General features: G+C 70.5%; 18 protein-coding genes. 10 read left to right on the top strand and 8 right to left on the bottom strand.

Going from position 1 to position 20082, the window contains the following annotated elements; genetic code table 11:
- The first annotated feature begins 59 nt into the window (after positions 1 to 59).
- On the top strand, positions 60 to 896 hold the full coding sequence (locus G3I56_RS24160) for a hypothetical protein (RefSeq protein ID WP_164412296.1): 837 nt from the start codon (positions 60 to 62) through the stop codon (positions 894 to 896).
- A 48-nt stretch (positions 897 to 944) separates the two neighbouring features.
- On the opposite strand, the gene G3I56_RS24155 is transcribed toward G3I56_RS24160, so the two are convergent.
- Genes G3I56_RS24155 through G3I56_RS24145 form a run of 3 tightly spaced genes read right to left on the bottom strand, consistent with a single transcriptional unit; the run spans position 945 to position 3729 of the window.
- Positions 945 to 1517: a hypothetical protein gene (locus G3I56_RS24155; protein ID WP_164412294.1), complete on the bottom strand. Its 573-nt coding sequence runs from the start codon at positions 1515 to 1517 to the stop codon at positions 945 to 947.
- Positions 1514 to 3040, bottom strand: a complete 1527-nt coding sequence (locus G3I56_RS24150) for a HAMP domain-containing sensor histidine kinase (protein ID WP_164412292.1) — start codon at positions 3038 to 3040, stop codon at positions 1514 to 1516. Before G3I56_RS24150 ends, G3I56_RS24155 begins: the two co-directional genes overlap by 4 nt.
- Positions 3037 to 3729, bottom strand: a complete 693-nt coding sequence (locus G3I56_RS24145; RefSeq protein ID WP_164412290.1) for a response regulator transcription factor — start codon at positions 3727 to 3729, stop codon at positions 3037 to 3039. Before G3I56_RS24145 ends, G3I56_RS24150 begins: the two co-directional genes overlap by 4 nt.
- A 169-nt stretch (positions 3730 to 3898) precedes the next feature.
- On the opposite strand from G3I56_RS24145, the gene G3I56_RS24140 reads away from it, so the two are divergent.
- The 4 genes from G3I56_RS24140 to G3I56_RS24125 all read left to right on the top strand — a co-directional run bounded on the left by G3I56_RS24140 (position 3899) and on the right by G3I56_RS24125 (position 8371).
- Positions 3899 to 4870, top strand: a complete 972-nt coding sequence (locus G3I56_RS24140; RefSeq protein WP_203690521.1) for a hypothetical protein — start codon at positions 3899 to 3901, stop codon at positions 4868 to 4870.
- Positions 4867 to 6360, top strand: coding sequence for a peptidoglycan-binding protein (locus G3I56_RS24135; protein WP_164412288.1), 1494 nt, complete (start codon positions 4867 to 4869; stop codon positions 6358 to 6360). Before G3I56_RS24140 ends, G3I56_RS24135 begins: the two co-directional genes overlap by 4 nt.
- A gap of 86 nt (positions 6361 to 6446) precedes the next feature.
- Positions 6447 to 7124 (top strand): ABC transporter ATP-binding protein, encoded by a 678-nt coding sequence (locus tag G3I56_RS24130; RefSeq protein WP_164412373.1) that lies wholly within the window; start codon positions 6447 to 6449, stop codon positions 7122 to 7124.
- Positions 7121 to 8371, top strand: a complete 1251-nt coding sequence (locus G3I56_RS24125) for an ABC transporter permease (protein WP_343240038.1) — start codon at positions 7121 to 7123, stop codon at positions 8369 to 8371. Before G3I56_RS24130 ends, G3I56_RS24125 begins: the two co-directional genes overlap by 4 nt.
- A gap of 61 nt (positions 8372 to 8432) precedes the next feature.
- On the opposite strand, the gene G3I56_RS24120 is transcribed toward G3I56_RS24125, so the two are convergent.
- The 5 genes from G3I56_RS24120 to G3I56_RS24100 form a co-directional block, all read right to left on the bottom strand.
- Positions 8433 to 9266, bottom strand: a complete 834-nt coding sequence (locus G3I56_RS24120) for an ABC transporter permease subunit (protein ID WP_164412286.1) — start codon at positions 9264 to 9266, stop codon at positions 8433 to 8435.
- Positions 9263 to 10042, bottom strand: coding sequence for an ABC transporter permease subunit (locus G3I56_RS24115; RefSeq protein WP_164412284.1), 780 nt, complete (start codon positions 10040 to 10042; stop codon positions 9263 to 9265). The genes G3I56_RS24120 and G3I56_RS24115 overlap by 4 nt, the downstream gene beginning before the upstream one ends.
- Positions 10039 to 10908 (bottom strand): ABC transporter ATP-binding protein, encoded by an 870-nt coding sequence (locus G3I56_RS24110; RefSeq protein ID WP_164412282.1) that lies wholly within the window; start codon positions 10906 to 10908, stop codon positions 10039 to 10041. The genes G3I56_RS24115 and G3I56_RS24110 overlap by 4 nt, the downstream gene beginning before the upstream one ends.
- Positions 10909 to 10998: 90 nt before the next feature.
- Positions 10999 to 12108: an ABC transporter substrate-binding protein gene (locus G3I56_RS24105; RefSeq protein WP_164412280.1), complete on the bottom strand. Its 1110-nt coding sequence runs from the start codon at positions 12106 to 12108 to the stop codon at positions 10999 to 11001.
- An 804-nt stretch (positions 12109 to 12912) separates the two neighbouring features.
- A complete protein-coding gene (locus tag G3I56_RS24100; protein WP_164412278.1) occupies positions 12913 to 13815 on the bottom strand; it encodes a LysR family transcriptional regulator in 903 nt (300 codons plus the stop codon).
- Between the two features lie 158 nt (positions 13816 to 13973).
- Between G3I56_RS24100 and G3I56_RS24095 the strand changes: the two genes are divergently transcribed.
- The 5 genes from G3I56_RS24095 (at position 13974) to G3I56_RS24075 (ending at position 19975) form a co-directional block, all read left to right on the top strand.
- Positions 13974 to 14915, top strand: coding sequence for a family 2A encapsulin nanocompartment shell protein (locus tag G3I56_RS24095; protein WP_164412276.1), 942 nt, complete (start codon positions 13974 to 13976; stop codon positions 14913 to 14915).
- Positions 14890 to 16845: a family 2A encapsulin nanocompartment cargo protein cysteine desulfurase gene (locus G3I56_RS24090; protein WP_164412274.1), complete on the top strand. Its 1956-nt coding sequence runs from the start codon at positions 14890 to 14892 to the stop codon at positions 16843 to 16845. Before G3I56_RS24095 ends, G3I56_RS24090 begins: the two co-directional genes overlap by 26 nt.
- 161 nt (positions 16846 to 17006) lie before the next feature.
- Entirely contained in the window at positions 17007 to 18368 is a 1362-nt protein-coding gene (gene glnT, locus G3I56_RS24085; protein ID WP_164412272.1) for a type III glutamate--ammonia ligase, read from the top strand.
- A gap of 66 nt (positions 18369 to 18434) precedes the next feature.
- Complete coding sequence (locus G3I56_RS24080) at positions 18435 to 19310, top strand: glutamine amidotransferase family protein (RefSeq protein WP_164412270.1); 876 nt, start codon at positions 18435 to 18437, stop codon at positions 19308 to 19310.
- The gene (locus tag G3I56_RS24075; RefSeq protein ID WP_164412267.1) at positions 19298 to 19975 is read left to right on the top strand and encodes a glutamate synthase; all 678 of its coding nucleotides are present in this window, start codon (positions 19298 to 19300) and stop codon (positions 19973 to 19975) included. The genes G3I56_RS24080 and G3I56_RS24075 overlap by 13 nt, the downstream gene beginning before the upstream one ends.
- Positions 19976 to 20082: the final 107 nt, after the last annotated feature.

Raw genomic sequence — 20082 nt, 5'->3', positions numbered from 1 at the left:
TGATAGACGGGGCGTTGCCGGTGCGGGGAACAGGGAGCGGAATCGTGAGGAGAAGTGCTGTGCGACGTAGTGGAGTTGCGGCGGCCGGGGTGCTCGCGGTTGCGTTGCTGGCGGGGTGTTCGGCGTCCGGGAGTGAGCCGGACGGTGACGATGTGGCGGCGGCTGTTTCCGCGGAGGCGGAGGTGTCGGCGTCTGCCGTGGCGAGTGAGGGCGCGGGTATGGGGGCGGTGGCTCTGCCGCCGGAGCGGCTGGAGGCGGTCGCGCTGGCGGACGGGGACGTGGTCGCCGGGGGGACGGTGACGGCGGAGGTGTCGGATCGGGACTTCCCCAATGCGGGGATGGTGGTCGCGAAGAAGGCGGTGTGTACGCCGTTGGCCACGGTGCAGGCGGGGTCGGTGTTGGGGGCGCCGGTGTCGGTGGTGCGGCGGATGTGGATCGGGCCGCAGGAGATGTCCGAGGCGGATCTGGGGGCGGACCCGTCGGACAAGGAACTGGCTGCCGCTGCGCTGGACGCGACGACCTCCTTCGTTTCGCTGGCCTCGTACGGGCAGGAGTCGGCGGCGAAGGCCGTGATGGCCGGGATCGGCCGGGCGGTGCGGGAGTGCGCGGGCGGGTTCGTGTACACGGTGGCGGGCCAGGATCGGGTGGAGACGGTCAAGGTCGGGAAGACGGGTGCGCCTTCCGGTACTGGCGGCGCGGACGAGGTGATCGCGGCGAACCTGACCGTCTCGGTCGACGGGGTGAGCGGGCCGGTGCGGGTGGTCGTGGTTCGGGAGGGCGGAACGGTCGGCTACTTCCCCGCCACGAATCTTGCTTCCCAGGCCACCGGGGACGCCTTCACCCTCCCCGCCGCCTTGGTCCAGGCCCAGCTCGCCAAGCTCGCCGGGGTCGGCTGAGCTGTCCCACCGGTCTCCGACGGGGTGATCGTCAGGGCAGCGACGCGCCTATCCGGAGCCGGAGTTGGCGGCAGACCTCCTGGCCGAGGCGGAGCAGGTCGCGCTGTGCCCTTCGATGTTCCACCGGCTCTCGGCGCCTTCCATGGTGGCCTTCATGGCCACCTCCACCGATTCGACGTCCGGGTCTTCGGCGTGGCGGGCGCTGACGGCCGTACAGGCCAGCTGGGCGAGGGCGTCGCCGCTCAGTGCTTTGGCAGCCGTCGCGAAGTCCTCGCGGTTGTCGAAGCCCAGCTCGATCGACACCTTGGCGCCATCGGCGCGGACCGTCGGATCCTTCGTCAGTTTCGGCAGCAGACTGACCATGCCCACGCGCTGTTCGGAGCTGGTCGGGCCCCGGAACAACAGCCGGATGGCCGCTTCGACGCCGGGCCGCTGAGGGGTCCTGCGGGGGACCGGTGTCAGGCCGCCCTTGCCCGGGAAGTAGAGCGTGACGGTCGACCGGATACCGGTGGCGGGCTCCCCCGAGCCCACCACACCGGTCGTGGGGATGCCGCAGGCGCCGAGCAGTAGCGCCGACGCGAGAAGCAGCGCGGGCCGGACGGCCCGGTGGGCGGGGCTCACGGGTGGCTTCCCTCGGTCGATTCGTGCGGCTCGGCCGGCTCATTCGGCTCGTCCGGTTCGGGTGGTGGCTCGTACTGTCGCAGCGGGAGTTCTACGGTGAAGACGGCGCCGCCGTGCGGGCCGTTCGCCGCCTGGATGGTGCCGCCGTGCAGGTGGACGTTCTCCGCGGTGATGGCGAGGCCGAGGCCGCTGCCCTCGGTTCTGGTGCGGGCCGTGTCCGACTTGTAGAAGCGGTCGAAGACATGGGGCAGGACGCTTTCGGGGATGCCCGGTCCGCTGTCCAGCACCTCGATGACCGCCCGCCGGCCGTCGTCCGGGTGGTGCCAGTCGTAGAGACTCAGCCGTACGGGGCGTCCGCCGTGGCGGAGGGCGTTCCCGACCAGGTTCGCGACGATCACGTCGAGGCGGCGCGGGTCGAGGCTGCCGCGGAGTGCGCCCGGCGGTGGCAACTGGATGTCGACCGTCTCCAGCCAGGCGCGGGAGGCGAGGGTGCGCCGGACGCAGTCCGCGAGGTCGATCTCGTCCAGGTGCAGACTGGCCGCGCCGGCGTCGAAGCGGGAGATCTCCATCAGGTCCTCCACCAGGCGGGCCAGCTTGACGGTTTCCTCGCTGATGAGCCGTACGGCGGTGGCGGTGTCGGGGTCGAGGTGGGCCGCGTCCTCGTCGAGGATGTCGGTGACTGCAGACATGGCGGCCAGCGGGGTGCGCAACTCGTGCGACACGTCGGCGGCGAAGCGGCGGGCGCGTGCCTCCATGCGGCGCAGTTCGGCGACCGACTCCTCCAGGGCGGCGGCGGTCTCGTTGAAGGTGTGGGAGAGATCGGCGAGTTCGTCGGAGCCGTTGACGGCGAGCCGGGTGTCGAGGTGGCCCTCGGCGATGCTGCGGGTCGCCCGGCGCAGCTCACGTACCGGCCGCAGTACGCCACGGGCGGCCAGCAGCGCGAACAGGACGGCCAGGACCAGCGCGGGAACCGTGGCCCGCTCGACGGCGGGGACCAGGGCCTGGACGTAGGCCTGTTCGGTGGTCTGCGGCACCGTCAGGAAGACGCCGATCCCGGACAGGTCGGTCGTGGGCTCCTCCGCGGTGCCGAAGGTGACGGGCAGGCCGACGACGAGTGCGGGGCGGCCGTTCGTCGTCACCCGCTGGAAGACGGTGCTCCCGTCGGAGGCCACGGCTTCGCGCATGGCCGACGTCACGTCGAACCGGTCCCCCGGTGCGGAGGTGGCGCTCAGACCACCGTAGGTGGCCAGCACACGCCAGTTCTTCGACGGTTCGGAGCGCGCCAACTGCCGTACGAACACGTTCAGTTGGCTCTGGTTCGGGGGAAAGTCGAGGTCGGCGGCGAGGGTGCTGACATGGTCGCGGAACTGCGCGATCACACCGTCTTGGCTCTGCTGGAGCACCCCCGTGCGCGCCTCCCGGAACGTCAGGGCGCCGGTGGTCAGCGTGGCGACGCCGGCGACCAGCAGGAAGGCCACCAGCAGCCGGCCGCGCAGACCGCGCAGCGGCGGGGGCGCCTTCACCGGGTCCTGAACTGGTAGCCGAAGCCGCGCACGGTCTGTATGTAGCGAGGCTGTCCCGGGGGCTCGCCCATCTTGGTGCGCAGCCGTTTGACGCAGGCGTCCACCAGCCGTGAGTCGCCGTGGTAGCTGTGTTCCCAGACGGCTTCCAGGAGCTGCTGCCGACTGAACACCTGACCGGGCGAGGCGGAGAGGGTCAGCAGGAGCCGTAGTTCGGAGGGGGCGAGGGCGACCGGCGCGCCCTCGTGGGTGACGGTCAACGCGGCCCGGTCGATGGCCAGTTCCCCATGGGTCTCGATCTTCGGCGCGGTTCCGTCGGGGGGTGTGCCGCCGACCCGTCGCAGGACGGCACGGATACGGGCTTCGAGTACGCGGGCCTGGACGGGCTTGACGACGTAGTCGTCGGCTCCCGCTTCGAGTCCGACCACGATGTCCACGTCGTCGCCCCGGGCGGTCGCCATGATGATCGGAACCTGGTCGTCGGCCCCGCGGATACGGCGGCACACGTCGAGCCCGGACATGCCGGGCAGCATCAGATCGAGGACCACGACGTCCGGCCGGAACGACCGCAGCTGTTCCAGCCCGTCCTCACCCGTCCCGGCGGCGGCGACGTCGTGCCCCTGGCGGCGCAGCGCGAGCTGGACACCCTCACGGACAGCGCGGTCGTCTTCGATGAGCAGGACACGTGGCATGTGCTCAGTATCCGTACAACACCAGGCCAGGCCGGTGCTGTTACGGGACGATCACATACTCGCGGACGGGTGACATGTTCTGACGCATCGTCACCGGGCCGTCGGCTGTTGCCGTTTGATCACACTCCGGGCCAGTTCCCATCACACCGCGGGTCCAGCCTGATCCACCATGACCGCACACACGAACATGCCCAAGAGGCTCCGCGTTTCCGTGGCCACCGCCCTCGCGATCGGCCTGCTGCCGCTCCTGGCCGCCTGCGGCGGTTCGAGCGACGAGTCCGGCACGAACTCCGGTTCCGCAGCCGGCAGCGGAGCGAACGCGGCGAACGACAGTACGACCAACGCCGACGGGGCAGTGCAGCTCACCGTCCCGGACGGCGTGGACGACGACACCAAGAAGCTGTACCTCACCGAGAACACCATCGCGGCCTGTATGAAGAAGCAGGGCTTCACCTACACACCGCATGTGGGGACACCCGGCGACGACACCGTCGCCGGGATCAACGCGGAGGACTACGCAGCGGGGAAGAAGTCCCGGGAGAAGTACGGGTTCGGCAACTACGCGGCCCTCGTCTACCCCGACGACCCCAAGGCGCCCTTCGGCAACGGGGGAGGCAGGCAGGGCGGAAAGGTTCTCGACCCCGTCGACAACGACGAGAAGGGGTTCACCGACGCCCAGAAGAAGGCGTACTCGGCGGCGCTGTCGGGCCCCCCGGCCAAGAGCAAGGCAGAGGAGAAACTCGGCGGCTGCGAACTGGAGGGATCGGTGGCGGCGAACGGACCGGCCCTGAGCGCCGACGAGGAGAAGAAGGCGTGGGACGCCAAGGTCGAGGAGAACCGGGCGAACGGCCTTGAGCTCAACGGCGACGCCCAACTGGTCCAGCTGGCACAGGAGTACGCCGCCTGCCTGAAGGGGCAGGGCATTCCGGTCACCACCACCCAGCCGACCAGCATGTCCGACATGGTGCGGCTGAACCAGGAGGTGTCGGAGGACCACTTCAGCCTGACCAAGGAGGAGGCGCTGCCCCTGCTCACCAAGGAGATCGACCTCTCCCTGAAGGACCTGGAGTGCGGCAAGAAGTTCCGGGCCGCGTACTTCCCCAAGGAGAAGGCCCACCCGTACTGGGGGAACAACGCATGAGCCGACTCAGTAGCCGCAAGCAACTGGGGGCGCTGGTCGGGGTGGTGGTCCTGATCGGCGCGGGCGGCTGGATCGCCGGTACACAGGTGCGCTCTCCCGCCGACGCCGCCGCCGCGCACACCGCGCCGAAGGCAGGCCCGGTGACCGTGGAGGTCCAACGGCAGTCCCTCACCGCGACCGTGGTGGCGTCGGGATCTGTCGAGTTCGCCTCGCCGCGTCCGCTCGCGCTGGCCGGCGCGGTCGGCACCGGAGCGTCCGCGACCGCCGGCGGCGAGGGCGCGGAGCAGCGGATCACCAAGGCCCCGGTCGCCGGAACGAAGGTCAAGGAGGGCGACGTACTGATGACGGTCAACGGCCGTCCGGTGCTCGCGCTGAGCGGATCCGTACCGATGTACCGCGCGTTGGGCCCAGGTGCCTCCGGCGACGATGTGAAGCAGCTCCAGCGGGCGTTGCGGCGGCTCGGCTTCGATCCCGGGTCGATCAGCGGCAACTACCGCCAGGGCACCGCGTCGGCGGTCACCAACTGGTTCACGAGCAAGGGGTACGAGGCCCAGAAGCCCAGTCCGGAGGACCAGCAGCAACTGGGTCAGTTGCAGCAGGCGGTGTCGTCCGCCCAGCAGACGTTGCTCACCACGAACAGCACCGGCGGCAGCGGAGCGGCGACGGAGACGGAGGCGGCGGAGGCAGGGACTGAGGCGGGCGAGAGCAGCAGTACGAGTTCACCGAACCCGCAGTCCAGCACCGACGCCCAGATCCACCAACTGCAGCTCGCGTCCGCGAGGAAGTCGCTGGACATGGCGAACGCCGCGCTCAGCACCTTCCAGGCCTCCTACGGGACGAAGGTCCCGGCCGGCGAGGTCGTCTTCTTCCCGAAACTGCCCGTACGGCTGAACAAGGTGACGGTGAAGACGGGGGACACCGCGTCCGGTCCGATCGGCACCGTGACCAGTTCCGACCTGGAGGTACAGGCGGTCGTTCCCGGCGCGGACGCCGAACTGCTGCGGAAGGGGATGGCCGTCGAGCTGACGACGACGGACGGCAAGAAGGCGGCGGGCAAGGTGTCAGCGCTCGGCGCCGACGCCGCGGCCTCGACGACAACGACGACGGGCGAGGGTGAGGGCGAGGGCGAGGAGTCCGCCGGGTCGACGTCGGAGGGCACCGAGACCGAAGCCGCCGGCACCTCCGCCTCCAACGCCTCGGCCCCGGTCCAGCTGCGGATCTCCGTGCCCAACTCCGGCGAGCTGGCCGACGAGGCCGAGACCGCGGTGAAGGTGACCATCAAGATCGGTGCCTCGGACGGCAAGGTGCTCGTCGTGCCGCTCGCCGCGATCCGCACCTCGTCCGACGGAAAGGTCCGGGTGCAGGTCGAGCGCGGCGGCAGGCTGAGCGACGTCCACGTCACCGTCGGGCTCTCCTCGGCCGGTCTCGTCGAGGTGAAGCCGACCAGTGGCACGCTGGAGCAGGGCGACAAGGTGGTGGTGGGCGATTGACCCCCGGCCCCGCCCCGGCGGACACCACAGCCCCGACGACCGGCAGTGCCGCGCCGCAGGACGAGGACGGCGGCCCGGACGCCGTCATCGAACTCACCGGTGTGGAGCGGACCTTCGACTCCGAGCCCCCGGTGCACGCACTGCGCGGCGTGAACCTGACCGTTCGGCGCGGGGAGCACCTCTCCATCGTCGGCCCTTCCGGCTCCGGCAAGTCGACGCTGCTCAACACGCTCGGCCTGCTCGACAGGCCCACCTCCGGTACGTACCGGCTCGACGGCGTCGAGACCACGGGGCTCGGCGACCTCGAACGCACCGCGCTGCGCGGCAGCCGCATCGGGTTCGTGTTCCAGGCCTTCCACCTCCTCCCGTACCGCACCGTGGACGAGAACGTCATGCTGGCCGAGGCGTACCGCAGGCCGCGCCCCGGGCGGGGGCGCGGTACCCGCCTCGACCGTGCCCGGGAGGCGCTCGACCGGGTCGGGCTCGGGCACCGGTCGGGCTTCAGGCCCGACCGGCTCTCCGGTGGCGAACGCCAACGCGTCGCCATCGCAAGGGCGTTGATCAGCGATCCCGCGCTGCTGCTCTGCGACGAGCCCACCGGCAACCTGGACAGCGAGAACACCCTCTCCGTACTGGAACTCTTCGACGACCTGTGCGCCCAGGGCATGACCCTGGTGCTCATCACCCACGACGAGACGGTCAGCCGCCGCGCGGGCCAGCGGGTCCGCATCACCGACGGCAGCCTCACCCTGGAGACCGCGTGAAACGTGTATCGGCCGGGACCGGGGCGCGTATCGAACGCCCCTGGATGGACCCCCGGGACCTGTGGACGGAAGCTCTCGCGGGCGTCATGGCCCGCCCCGTACGGTCCGCCCTGACCACACTCGGCACCGTGCTGGGCATCACCACGCTGGTCATCACCATCGGGGTGGCCTCCACCGCCGGCAACCAGATCGTCGGCCGGTTCGACGCGCTCACCGCGACCTCGGTGACCGTGACGGTGCCGCCCACGCAGGCAGGCTCGGACGACAAGCCACTGGTGGACTGGTCGGGGACCGACGCGGTCCGGCGGCTGGCGGGCGTGGACTCGGCCGCCGCCCTCGCCGACTCCCCGCTGACCAACAGCGTCCAGGTGCGGTCCAACGACGTGAAGGCGCCCGGCGACGTCTCCGGCCAGACCCTGGCCGTGGTGGCCGCCTCGGCCGACCTGCCTGCCGGGGTACGCGGTGCGATGACCTCGGGACGGTTCTACGACGCCGGTGACATCGCCCGGCACGCCCAGGTGGCGGTCCTCGGCGACCAGGCGGCACGGCTGCTCGGCATCAGCCGGGTGCAGGACTCGCCGGCGATCTTCTTCCAGGGCCAGTCGTACACCGTCATCGGCGTCCTCGACGGCATCCAGCGCGAGCAGCGCCTGTCCACCGCCGTGCTGCTCCCGCCCACCACCGCCGCGGACCGCCTCGGCCTCCAGGACGTCACCCGCGTACTCATCAACACCGCGATGGGAGCCGCCCAGCAGGTAGCGCGCCAGGCGCCGATCGCCCTGGCCCCGGGACAGGAGGAGTCCCTCGCCGTGGTGGCGCCGGCGGACATGTCCAAGGCCCGCGACGGCGTCCAGAGCGACGTCAACGGCCTCTTCCTCGTCCTCGGCCTGGTCTCGCTGGTGGTGGGCGCGATCGGCATCGCCAACGTCACCCTGGTGACGGTGATGGAAAGGGTCGGCGAGATCGGCCTGCGGCGCGCGCTGGGCGCCTCGAGGCGGCAGGTGGCCGGCCAGTTCCTCCTGGAGTCGACGACGATCGGCCTGCTCGGCGGGATCGTCGGCGCGGCCCTGGGCATCGCCGTCGTGGTGGGTGTCGCCGTGTTCAAGGAGTGGACCCCGGTCCTGGACCTGAACCTCGCCCTCGGCGCCCCGCTCGCCGGAGCCCTCGTCGGCCTGCTCGCCGGTCTTTACCCGTCGCTGCGCGCCGCCCGGATGGAACCGGTGGACGCGCTCCGGGCGCCTTCCTGAGCCGCCGGCGGAAGGGCGGCGAACGGCCGAACCACGGACAGCCGAACCACGGACAGGATGGTCAGGTGCCCGGCCGGATGTTCGGCGCGAAGCGGGCCAGGGCGACGGCCTCGATGGCCGCGATGACGTTGTACGCGAGTGCGGAGACGGCGGTGAGGACCGCGACCGAGGCCCAGAGGTGGTCGTAGTCGAAGGTGGAGGAGTCCTTGAGCATGGCGTAGCCGAGGCCTTGTCCGGTGGAGAGCCATTCGGCGAGCATCGCGCCGATCAGGGCTCCGGGGACGCCCACGCGGGCGCTGGCGAAGAAGGCGGGGACCGCGCTGGGCAGCATGACCTTGCGGGCGATGGTCCAGTCCCCGGCGCCGTACGCGCGGCACAGGTCGGCCGCCTGGCGGGAGGCGGAGCGCAGGCCGAAGGTCATGGTGACCAGGGCGGGGAAGAAGACGATCAGGCCGCTGATGACGGTGGTGGCCATCAGGCCCCGGCCGAAGACGAGGGTGATGAGCGGGGTCATCGCCACCAGGGGCACGGACCGCACGACGACCGCCATCGGCAGCAGCGCCTGCTCGACGCTGCGCACCAGGACGAAGACGACCGCCACCCCCACCGCCGCCACCAGCCCGGCGACGAAGCCGAACCCGGCGTCGAGCAGCGTACGGCCCAGACCGGAGGAGACCAGGGAGCGGTGGGCGCCCGCGTCCGCACCCGTGAACAGGTAGTGGAAGATGTCGACCGGCGACTTGGCCACCAGTGGGTCCAGGTCGTAGACCTCCAGGAAGATGATCCACAAGGCGATGACGGCCGCCATCGTCACGACCACGTTCAGCAGCGGGCGCAGCACGCCCGCCGTGAAGCGCAACGCGGGGGCCGTTCGTGTCTCCGTCGCGGTGCTCATGTGCCTGCGCCTTCCACTGTCGTCGTGCGCGACCACGGCAGCGCGTAACGGGCGACGAGCCCGACCGCGCCGTACGCCACGCCTGCCACCGCGCCCGAGACCAGGGCGATGCCCCAGGTGCGCGGTACGTCGAGCTGCTGCTGGGCGATGGTCATGGCGATGCCGAGCCCGCTGTCGACGCGGCCGAGGTACTCGCCGATGATCGCGCCGAGCAGCGCCGCCGGCCCGGCGATCCTGAGCGCGGCCAGCGTGCTGGGCAGCGCGGCGATCAGCCGGACCCGCAGCATCTGCTGCCAGCGCCCGCCGCCGTAGGCGCGAACCAGGTCCAGCGAGGCGGGGTCGGCCGAGCGCAGGCCGAGCAGTGCGCCGATGAGGGTGGTGAAGAAGACCGACAGCCCGGCCATCGCCGACATCGGCTTGTCCCCGTCCAGGACGAGCGACAGGATCGGGCCGATCGCCACGATGGGCAGGCAGTAGGAGGCCACCGCGATCTGCGTGACCACCCGCTCCAGCACGGGCACCAGCAGCACCAGCACCGCCAGGCCCAGCGCCAGCGCGTTGCCGATCAGATACCCGGTCAGGGCCTCGCCCACGGTCTGTGTGACATGCGGGCTGTAGAAGGTCCAGCCGTCGTCGAACACGCTCGCCACCACCGCCCAGGGGGTGGGTACGCCGTCCCCGGGGCCGAAGACCGTGGTGGACAGCAGCGACCACGCTCCGATCAGAGCCGCGATGCCGACGGCCCCGCCGGTCCAGGCGGAACGTCGGGCACTCATGACGCCTCCGCCACGGGCTCGGCGTCGCCGACGGGGGCGTCAGCGCGGCCGAACAGGAGTTCCGACAACTGGTCGGCGTACGCGTGGAACTCGGCCGAGCGCATCATCTCCGGGGTACGCGGCCGGGGCAGGTCGATGGTGACGACCTCCACGATCCGGCCGGGCCGGGGGGACATGACAGCGACGGTGTCGCTGAGCAGCACGGCCTCGTTGATGGAGTGGGTCACCAGCAGGGTGGTCACCGCACGGGCCTGCCAGATGCGCTGGAGTTCGAGGTTGAGCCGCTGGCGGGTCATGTCGTCCAGTGCGCCGAACGGCTCGTCCAGCAGCAGCACCTTGGGGTCGACGACCAGCGAGCGGGCGATGGCGACGCGTTGCCGCATGCCGCCGGAGAGCTGGGCGGGGCGGGCCTTCTCGAAGCCCTCGAGGCCGACCAGCTTGATGAGGTCGGAGATCGCCGCCGGATCGGCCTTGATTCCGCTGATCTCCAGCGGCAGCCGTATGTTGGCGGTGACCGAGCGCCACGGCAGCAGCGCGGCGTCCTGGAAGGCGATGCCCAGGTGGTGCCGTTTGCGGGCCTCCTCCGGGTCCTCGCCGTGCACGAGCGCCGTACCGGAGGTCGGGCTGTCGAGCCCGGCGAGAATCCGCAGAACGGTTGACTTCCCGCACCCGGAAGGCCCGAGCAGCGCCAGGAACTGGCCCTCGGTCGTGTCGAGGTCGACGCCGGCCAGGGCCGGGACGCGTTGCCGGCCGAGCTTGAACTCCTTGCTCAGCCCGCGCAGGGACAGCCCGGTACCGACGCCGGACGGTGCGGAGTCGTCGGGTGCGTCGTCGGATGCTTCGGGAACAGCGGCTGCGGTACTCATCAGTTGGCGACCTCGGTGTGCGGTGTGCGGTGCGGGTACGGGAAGCCGGCACCGGCGGGCCGACGGGGCCGCACCGGTACCGCCGGAGCCTCAGATGAGGCTGGGGTCCTCCTTGTAGACCTCTTCGAGGAGCGAGAGGTCGAAGAGCTTGTCGGCGGTGATGTCGAGGCCGCCGTACTTCAGTGTCTTGATGTTCTCCTCGACCAGCTCCGGAGTGACCGTGAACAGGCCGTTCTTCTTGGTGCCGGCGCTCACCATCAGCTTGCTCTCGTCAGCGGATTCGAGGGTCTGCTCCTCGGTCGTCAGCCCGAGCCCCTTGCCGTACGTCTCGGCCGCGAGCTTCGCGCCGAGTGCCGGGTCGGCGATGTTCGCCTTCCAGCCCTTGATCTCCGCGCGCAGGAACGCCTTGAGCAGGTCGCGCTGATTGTCGATGGTTTCCTGGCGGACACAGTAGGTCTCCGAGACCAGCGGGTAGCCGGTGTCGGCGAGCAGCATCGTCGAGACCTTGAAGCCCTTCAGGCGCAGCGTGTTCGGCTCGTTCGTCACGAAGGAGAACCAGCCGTCCACAGTGCCCTGGGTCAGGGGCAGCGGGTCGAACTGCACCGGAACCTTCGTGATCTTCGACTCGTCCAGCCCGGTGGCCTTGACGTACGCCGCCCACACGGACTCGTTGCCCGCCTGGACGCCGATCTTCTTGCCGTACATGTCCTCCGGCTTGGCGATCGGGTCCTTGGACATCGACATGATGCAGAACGGGTTCCTCTGGAACTGCGCGCCGATGATCTTCAGTGGCGCGCCCTTGGAGACGGCGGCGCCCGTGATGTCGGGGGCGCTGATCGCGACGAGCGCCTTCTTGGTGACGACGTCCGTCTCCATCGGTGTCGCGGACGGGCCGCCGCCGATCAGCGTGACCTTCGAGAAGCCCTCGTCCGTGTAGTAGCCCTTGCTGTCCGCGATGTAGCTGCCCGCGAACTCGACGTTCTTGATCCACGACAGCCGCAGCGTCAGCTCACCGAAACTCTTGGCACCGGAGGACGACGAGGAAGTCGAGGAGGCCGACGACGAGTCGGAGTCGCCGCATGCGGCGAGCAGCGGGCCGCCGAGCAACACGGCACCGCCCAGCTGCAGTCCCCGCTTGAGGAAGAGACGGCGGTCGGCGGCGGCGAACGCTCTGTCGTCACTGCTCGTACTTCTGGTCATGGCGCGGGTTCCTTTCACTGGCCGGGCGGGCGCCGGCTCATGGCGGACATGAAGAACATGGATGGGGCGAGGCCCGGACAGTGCCGGGCCGGTCTCCGGTCGGGCGGCGACCTGGGGTCATGGACCCCGGGTCGGAGACCGAGGAGGAGTTCGGGGGTGCGGGCGCGGGAGCGGCGGACGCCGTGGATGCCCTGCCCGCGGGAGTCACTCCCGGCGCGTCCGGAAGGCCTGGCAAGCACTCATGAGGCGCGCACGCCAGGATGACGGCGTAGGAGAGGTGCGCGGGCAGAGCGTGCCTCGGCAGGCCGGTCCGGGGAGGGACACCGCACAACCGTGGACCGGGCAGGACGCCGGCCGCGTCAGCGGCACGAGGTCAGCCGGGAGCACCCTCGGGCGTCGGATGTGAGCCGTGCGCCACGCGTCCGCGCGTCCAGGCCGACTGATGGACACGGCACCGGAGGTCCGTGCCGCACTCGCTGACAAGGCTCATCGCGCTTCCCTCCGTGCTCGGTGCCGACTTTCTGCCGCCGGACGACCAGCCCGAGAGTGACGCACGTAGATTGCCCATTCGTTCCGCGTTCGTTGCTTACGGATTCCATGTCCGGTTCTGACCCGCGTTGCCGACCCGTCCGAACGCGGAAGGTAAGGCCCTCTCCTACGTGGCCACCCGCAGCCGCGCCCGCACGGGTAGGACGCTGTCCCGGGACCAGTGGCACACGTACATCCCCGACGCCTCGTACCGCGACGTCTGCCCGGCGGGGGGTTGAGCGCCCGGCCGGGCGCCTTCTCCAGAGACACGCTTCGTCAGGACGGCCACTCCGGTTCGGACAGGGTCGCGTCGAGCGCGTCGAGGAGTACCTGGGCGGGCCGGGACGCGGGTGGCTTGCCGTACACGGCGGCCACGACCTGTCTGCGCATGCCGGGAATCCGGTCGAGCCTGACCCCGGGGTGCCTGTTGGCGAGGAGGGTGAGCCCGGGCAGCAGGCTCACGCCGAGACCGGCCGCGACGAGTGCCTGTACGGCGACGTAGTCGTCGGTCTCGAACTCGACGACCGGCGAGAACCCGGCCCGCCCGCAGGCCGCGACGAGATGCTCGCGGCAGCGTTCGCACCCGGCGATCCAGCGGGTGCCGGCGTACGTCGTCAGCTCCGCCCGGGGGCCGTCCCAGGAGCGGTCGGCCGGTGTGACCATGTACAGCGGTTCGTCGAGAAGCGGGATCATGGTGGTGTCGCGGCGGTCGCCCTGGGGCGGGTCGCCGTGCTCGAAGATCAGCGCCACGTCGACGTCGTTGTTGCGCAGGGCGCTGAGCGCGTCCGGCGGTTCGGCCTCGCGCAGGATGAGCTCGATGCCGGGATGCCCGGCGGTGACGCGGGCGGCGGCGAGCGGCACCAGGGTGGCCAGCGCGGAGGGAAAGGCGGCCAGGCGGACTCGGCCGGTGCGCAGCCCGGCCAGCTCGTCCAGTTCGGCGTGCACCGACTCGACCTGCGCGAGGATCGACTCGGCGCGGTCCACCAGCAGGCGGCCGGCGTCGGTGAGCCGGATACCGCGCCCCATCCGCTGCAACAGCGGTACGCCGACCTCGGCCTCGAGCTTGGCGAGCTGATGGCTGACCGACGGCTGGGCGTAGTGCAGCGCCTCGGCGGCAGCCGTGATCGAACCTTCACGGGCGACGGCCACCAGCACACGCAGCCGACTCAGGTCGATCATCCGCGAATCATAGCCAGCTTCGATGACAGCCTCGAAAACACGCATTGGTCCGATACCGGTGGTGCTGGGAGGGTGAGTGGGAAAGTTCGTGCGAGAGGTTTTGCCCCTTTTTATGCCTTACGTGCGTCCGCCCCCTGGGCGCGGAAAGGAGATGTCGTATGGCTGGTAAGGCTGCGAATCCACCGTCGCGATCCGTGTCGGTGGGCGACCGCGCGGCACGGACCCTGGCGAACGCCACCAAGACCGTTCCCCAGATGGCCTCCATCACGCCTCGCTGGCTGGTGCACCTGATGTCCTGGGTGCCCGTCGAGGCCGGTATCTACCGCGTGAACAAGGTCGTGCATCCCGAGTCGGTACGTATCGAGTGCGACAACTACGACGAGGCGCCGCTGCCCGACACCTTCGTCGACTACGAGCAGGAGCCCCGCGAGTACCGGCTCAAGGCCGTACAGACGGTCCTGGACCTGCACACCCGGATCGCCGACCTGTACTCCAGCCCGCACGACCAGACCGCACAGCAGCTGCGGCTGACCATCGAGGCGGTGAAGGAGCACCAGGAGGGCGAGCTGATCAACAGCCCGGAGTACGGGATGCTGAGCAGCGCGGCGCCCACGCAGCGCATCTCCACGCTGGCGGGGCCGCCGACACCGGACGACCTCGACGCACTCATCCTCAAGGTGTGGAAGCAGCCGGCCTTCTTCCTCACCCACCCGGAAGGGATCGCCGCCTTCGGCAGGGAGTGCACCCGGCGCGGTGTTCCGCCGGCGACGGTCAGCATGTTCGGCTCGCAGTTCCTGACCTGGCGCGGGCTGCCGATCATCCCGTCGGACAAGGTCCCCCTGGAGAACGGGAAGACCAAGTTCCTGCTGCTTCGTACCGGCGAGTCCCGTCAGGGCGTGGTCGGACTGTTCCAGCCGGGGCTCGCGGGGGAGCAGGGGATGGGGCTGTCGGTGCGCTTCATGCAGATCGACCGCAGTGCCATCGCCTCCTACCTGGTCTCCCTGTACTGCTCGCTCGCGGTACTCACCGAGGACGCGCTCGCCGTGCTCGACGATGTCGAGGTGGACAAGTTCCATGACTACGCCCCCAACTACCGGTAACGAAGCCGCTCCGGCGTGGCTGCCGGACGAGGCGATGCTGAACCGGCTGGCCGGGGAGTTCTTCCGAGCACTTCCCGGGCAGCCGGCGGACACGGAGGCCCCGGTCCCCGACGGCTCGTCGGCGGGCATGCGGTCCCCGGTTCCCGACGTCCCGCCGTCGGGCACTCGGGCTCCGGCCCTCGACAGTCCGTCGGCGGCCGGTCGGGCTCCGGTGCGTGACGGTTCGTCGATGGCCACCCAGGCTCCCGTCCGTGACGGTTCGCCTGCGTGGCCGGCACCGGCCGGCCTGCCGGCCGCCGACCCGCCGCCTCCGGCGCCGAAGGCGGGCATGAGCCCGCCGTCCGGGCCGCCGCCGACCAGTGCCCCGGCCGCCTACGCGGCGAGTGCGCCCGGCGTTGCCGGATACACCCCGGAGCTGCCGGCCCTGCCGGTGGCGCCCGGGTCGCCGTCCGCCGCACCGATGTCCCCACCGGCTCAGCTCTCGGGCCCCGGGCAGTTCTACTTCCTCAACGAGGCACCCGGGTTCCCCACCGAGGCGCCTGAGCTTCCCGGCTTCGGGCACCTGGGGCTGCCGCCCCTGCCCGATCCCGCGGCACCGACGGCGACGACCGCGCCGTACTACTTCGTCCAGGAAGGCGGTTCACCCGGCGTACCGGGCGCACCCGGCGCACCGGTGGGGCTGCCGCTCGACCAGCATCCGGCCTTCGACGTACGGGCGGTCCGGCGGGACTTCCCGATCCTGTCCGAGCTGGTCAACGGCCGTCCGCTGATCTGGCTGGACAACGCGGCGACCACACAGAAGCCGCAGGCCGTGATCGACCGGCTGGTCGAGTTCTACTCACGGGAGAACTCCAACATCCACCGGGCCGCGCACGAACTGGCCGCCAGGGCGACGGACGCCTACGAGGGCGCCAGGAAGACCGTCGCCCGGTTCATCGGGGCGGGCTCCGCCGAGGAGATCGTGTTCGTCCGAGGCACCACCGAGGCGATCAACCTGGTCGCCAAGGCATGGGGGCCCAAGAACCTCCGCGCGGGCGACGAGATCGTCATCTCCTACCTGGAGCACCACGCCAACATCGTGCCCTGGCAGATGCTGGCGCAGCAGACCGGCGCCGTGATCAAGGTGATCCCGGTCGACGACTCCGGGCAGCTCCTGCTCGCCGAGTACACCGACCTGCTGTCCGACCGCACCAAGCTCGTCGCGGTCACCCAGATGTCCAACGCGCTCGGCACCGTCGTACCGGTCGAGAAGATCATCGAACTCGGTCACCGGGCCGGGGCACGTGTCCTGGTCGACGCGGCGCAGTCCATCCCGCACCTGCCGATCGATGTCAGGGCGCTGGACGCGGACTTCCTGGTCTTCTCCGGGCACAAGCTGTTCGGACCGACCGGGATCGGGGTGCTCTACGCCAAGCGGGAGATCCTGGAGGACATGCCTCCGTGGGAGGGCGGCGGCAACATGATCGCCGACGTGACCTTCGAGCGGGCCACCTATCAACCGCCGCCGAACCGCTTCGAGGCCGGTACCGGCAACATCGCCGACGCGGTGGGGCTGGCCGCGGCCATCGACTACGTCGAGCGTGTCGGCCTGCCCAACATCGGCGCCTACGAACACACCCTGGTCGAGCACGCCACCGAAGGCCTGCGCGGGGTGCCCGGGCTGCGGCTGATCGGCACGGCTCCGCACAAGGCGAGCATCGTGTCGTTCGTACTGGACGGCTACGAGCCCGCCGAGGTGGGCACGGCGCTCAACGAAGAGGGCATCGCGGTGCGTTCGGGTCACCACTGCGCGCAGCCGATCCTGCGCCGGTACGGCGTGGAGGCCACCGTCCGACCGTCGTTCGCGTTCTACAACACGCACGAGGAGGTGGACACGCTGGTCGCGGCGGTCCACCGGCTCGCGGACCGCAACGGCGCGCGGCGCCGCTAGCCCGCGCCTCCGGGTCCTCATCTGCCGGGTTCCGCCTCTCGGGGCGGGGCCCGGCTTCTGGCTTACGGGGACCTTCCACGGCGGAAATCTCGCCGTAACCCCAAGAGTGTCTACTCGCATGCAACAAAGATTCACCACAGTGGACACTCAAGGAGGGGCCCATGGCGACCGCCATCCCCGATCTCCCCGCTCTCCCGGATCCCTCGGCCTCCCCGGCTTCCATCGATCTCGCCGAACTGGTCCGCGCCGACGGCATCGAGTTCGTGCTCGCCGTCTTCGTCGACCTGACCGGCAAGCCGTGCGCCAAGCTCGTCCCGGCCCAGGCCGTCGAGGAACTCCGCGACGAGGGCGTCGGGTTCGCCGGTTACGCGGCCGGCGCGCTCGGCCAGCAGCCCAGCGACCCCGATGTCGTCGCCCGTCCCGACGCCTCCTCCTACACCCCCGTCCCCTTCGTCAAGCCCGGCCTCGCCCTCGTCCACTGCGATCCGTACGTGGAGGGCGAACCCTGGCCCTACGCCCCGCGCGTCATCCTGCGCAGGGTGCTCGAACGGGCCGCCGCCCAGGGGCTGTCGTTGTCCGTGGGCGCCGAGGTCGAGTACTTCCTCGTCAACCGGGACGAACACGGTGTGCTGAGCGTCGCCGACACCCGGGACACCGCCGCCCAACCCTGTTACGACGCACGCGGGCTGACCCGGATGTACGACCACCTCACCGCCGTCTCCAGCGCGATGAACTCCCTCGGCTGGGGCAACTACGCCAACGACCACGAGGACGGCAACGGCCAGTTCGAGCAGAACTTCAAGCACGCCGACGCCCTCACCACCGCCGACCGGGTCATCACCATGCGGTACATGGTGTCGATGCTGGCCGAACAGCGGGGTATGACCGCCACGTTCATGCCGAAGCCGTTCACCGACCGCACCGGTACCGGCATGCATCTGCACATGTCGCTGTGGCGGGGTGACGAACCGGCCTTCCCCGACGCCACCGACGGACGCGGGCTCGGACTCTCCCCGCTCGCCTACTCGTTCGTCGCCGGCATCATCGAGCACGCGCAGGCCCTCCAGGCCGTCATCGCGCCGACGGTCAACTCCTACAAGCGCACCGGCGCGGTCAACACCCGCTCGGGCGCCACCTGGTCACCGCGCGTCGCGGGCTACGGCGGCAACGACCGCACCCACTTCGTCCGCGTCCCCGACGGCAACCGCATCGAGCTGCGCGGCGGAGACGGCGCCTCCAACCCCTACCTCGCCGCAGCCGCCGCGCTCGCCGCCGGCCTCGACGGCATCGAACGTGGCCTCGACCCGGGCGAGCCCGGTGCGGCCGGCAAGGGCCCGGAACTCCCGCCGACCCTGCTGCACGCCGTGGAGGCGCTCCAGGCGGACGACGTGATCTGCGGCGCGCTGGACGCGGCCGGGGCCGGGGTGAGCCGGTACTTCGCCGACCTCAAGCGCGAGGAGTTCTTCGACTGGCACGCGACGGTCGGCCCCTGGGAGCTGGACCGCTATCTGACCGCTTTCTAACCACCTTCCGATCGCCCCCTGACCGCCTTCTGATCGTCTCCTGGCCGCTTTCTGAGAGGAGTTGGCATGTGCGGAATCGTGGGGCTCCATCTGCGGGAGCCCTCACTCGAACCCCGGCTCGGCGAGCTGCTGACCGCGATGCTGGGGCAGGTCGTCGAACGCGGCCCCGATTCGGCGGGCGTCGCGGTCTACGGCGACCCCCGGCTGTCCCCGCCGGGACGCGCCGTCGTCTCGCTGCTCGGGGTCTCGCCGGACGAGGCCGAGGCCGCGCTGCCCGGAGCCGTGGCCGTCGCCGCCGACGCGACCACCGTCGTACACGCGGATCTTCCGGTCACCGATCTGCTCGCCGCCGTCGCGGACGCGCTGCCCCATGCCACCGTCATCGGCTCCGGCACCGACGTGGCCGTACTCAAGGGCACCGGAAACCCCGTGGAGTTGGCGGATGCCTTCGGGCTCGCCGCCGTCACCGGCTGGCAGGGCGTCGGCCACACCCGTATGGCCACCGAGTCCGCCGTCACCCCGGAGGGCGCGCACCCCTTCTCGGTCGGCCCCGGACAGTGCCTGGTGCACAACGGCTCCTTCGCCAACCACGCCACCATCCGGCGTGAACTGCGCGCCCAGGGCGTCGAGTTCGACAGCGAGAACGACTCCGAGGTCGGTGCGCGGTTCGTCGCCCGTCAGCTGGAACAGGGTGCCGACCTGGAGAAGGCGCTTCGGCTGCTGTGCGAGCGGTTCGACGGTTTCTACACGCTGCTGGTGTCGACCGGTGACTCCTTCGCCGTCGTCCGTGACGCCATCGCCTGCAAGCCGGCGCTCGTCGCCGAGACCGACGCGTGGGTGGCGATGGCCTCCGAGTACCGGGCGCTGGACGTCCTGCCGGGCATCGAGAACGCCCGCATCTTCGAACCCGAGCCGGAAGAGGTGTACATATGGCGACGCTGATCGACCTGGCCAACTCCCCGGTGCGGGAGCTCAACCAGGCCCTGCACGCGCCCGGCGCCGCCGATGTCTGGCGAGTCCTCAACCCGCGCGGCGCACACGCCGTGGCCTGCGGAATCCGGGAGGACCTCGCCGTCGACATCGAGGGCCACGTCGGCTACTACTGCGCCGGCATGAACCAGCGCGCCACGGTCACCGTCCACGGCAACGCGGGTACGGGCGTCGCCGAGAACATGATGTCCGGGACGGTCCGGGTGCGGGGGAACGCGTCCCAGTCGGCGGGGGCCACCGGCCATGGCGGGCTTCTGGTGATCGACGGGGACGCGTCCGCGCGGTGCGGGATCTCCATGAAGGGGGTGGACATCGTCGTGGGGGGCGATGTCGGGCACATGAGTGCGTTCATGGGGCAGGCGGGGCGGTTGGTGGTGTGCGGGAACGCCGGGGACGCGCTTGGGGACTCCCTCTACGAGGCCCGGATCTATGTGAGGGGCACGGTCAAGTCGCTCGGTGCGGACTGTGTCGAGAAGGAGATGCGGGGTGAACACCTCGCTGAGCTGGCCGAGTTGTTGAAGGCAGCCGAGCGGGACGAAGATCCTGCGGATTTCCGGCGGTACGGCTCCGCCAGGACGCTTTATCACTTCAAGGTCGACAACACCGCTGCGTATTAGCTCCGCTGTGAGGTCGTATTTCGGCTGCGGGTCCGCCGTGGCTTGTCGCGCCCGCGCGGCGGAGCCGCAAATCGACACAGCCCCGCGCCCCTAAAGGGGGCGCTCCA

Source organism: Streptomyces sp. SID12488, from assembly GCF_010548275.1.
Lineage (GTDB): Bacteria > Actinomycetota > Actinomycetes > Streptomycetales > Streptomycetaceae > Streptomyces.
The sequence above is the reverse complement of the archived record's forward strand: the minus strand, read 5'-3'. Positions and strand labels throughout refer to the sequence as shown.

Bases quoted from the DNA above. Each gene is read 5' to 3' on its own strand.
- G3I56_RS24100 (WP_164412278.1), bottom strand. From the start codon at position 13,815: ATGATCGACCTGAGTCGGCTGCGTGTGCTGGTGGCCGTCGCCCGTGAA.
- G3I56_RS24115 (WP_164412284.1), bottom strand. From the start codon at position 10,042: ATGAGTGCCCGACGTTCCGCCTGGACCGGCGGGGCCGTCGGCATCGCG.
- G3I56_RS24120 (WP_164412286.1), bottom strand. From the start codon at position 9,266: ATGAGCACCGCGACGGAGACACGAACGGCCCCCGCGTTGCGCTTCACG.
- G3I56_RS24080 (WP_164412270.1), top strand. From the start codon at position 18,435: ATGTGCGGAATCGTGGGGCTCCATCTGCGGGAGCCCTCACTCGAACCC.
- G3I56_RS24075 (WP_164412267.1), top strand. From the start codon at position 19,298: ATGGCGACGCTGATCGACCTGGCCAACTCCCCGGTGCGGGAGCTCAAC.
- G3I56_RS24110 (WP_164412282.1), bottom strand. From the start codon at position 10,908: ATGAGTACCGCAGCCGCTGTTCCCGAAGCATCCGACGACGCACCCGAC.
- G3I56_RS24095 (WP_164412276.1), top strand. From the start codon at position 13,974: ATGGCTGGTAAGGCTGCGAATCCACCGTCGCGATCCGTGTCGGTGGGC.
- G3I56_RS24140 (WP_203690521.1), top strand. From the start codon at position 3,899: ATGACCGCACACACGAACATGCCCAAGAGGCTCCGCGTTTCCGTGGCC.
- G3I56_RS24090 (WP_164412274.1), top strand. From the start codon at position 14,890: ATGACTACGCCCCCAACTACCGGTAACGAAGCCGCTCCGGCGTGGCTG.
- G3I56_RS24135 (WP_164412288.1), top strand. From the start codon at position 4,867: ATGAGCCGACTCAGTAGCCGCAAGCAACTGGGGGCGCTGGTCGGGGTG.
- G3I56_RS24145 (WP_164412290.1), bottom strand. From the start codon at position 3,729: ATGCCACGTGTCCTGCTCATCGAAGACGACCGCGCTGTCCGTGAGGGT.
- G3I56_RS24105 (WP_164412280.1), bottom strand. From the start codon at position 12,108: ATGACCAGAAGTACGAGCAGTGACGACAGAGCGTTCGCCGCCGCCGAC.
- glnT (WP_164412272.1), top strand. From the start codon at position 17,007: ATGGCGACCGCCATCCCCGATCTCCCCGCTCTCCCGGATCCCTCGGCC.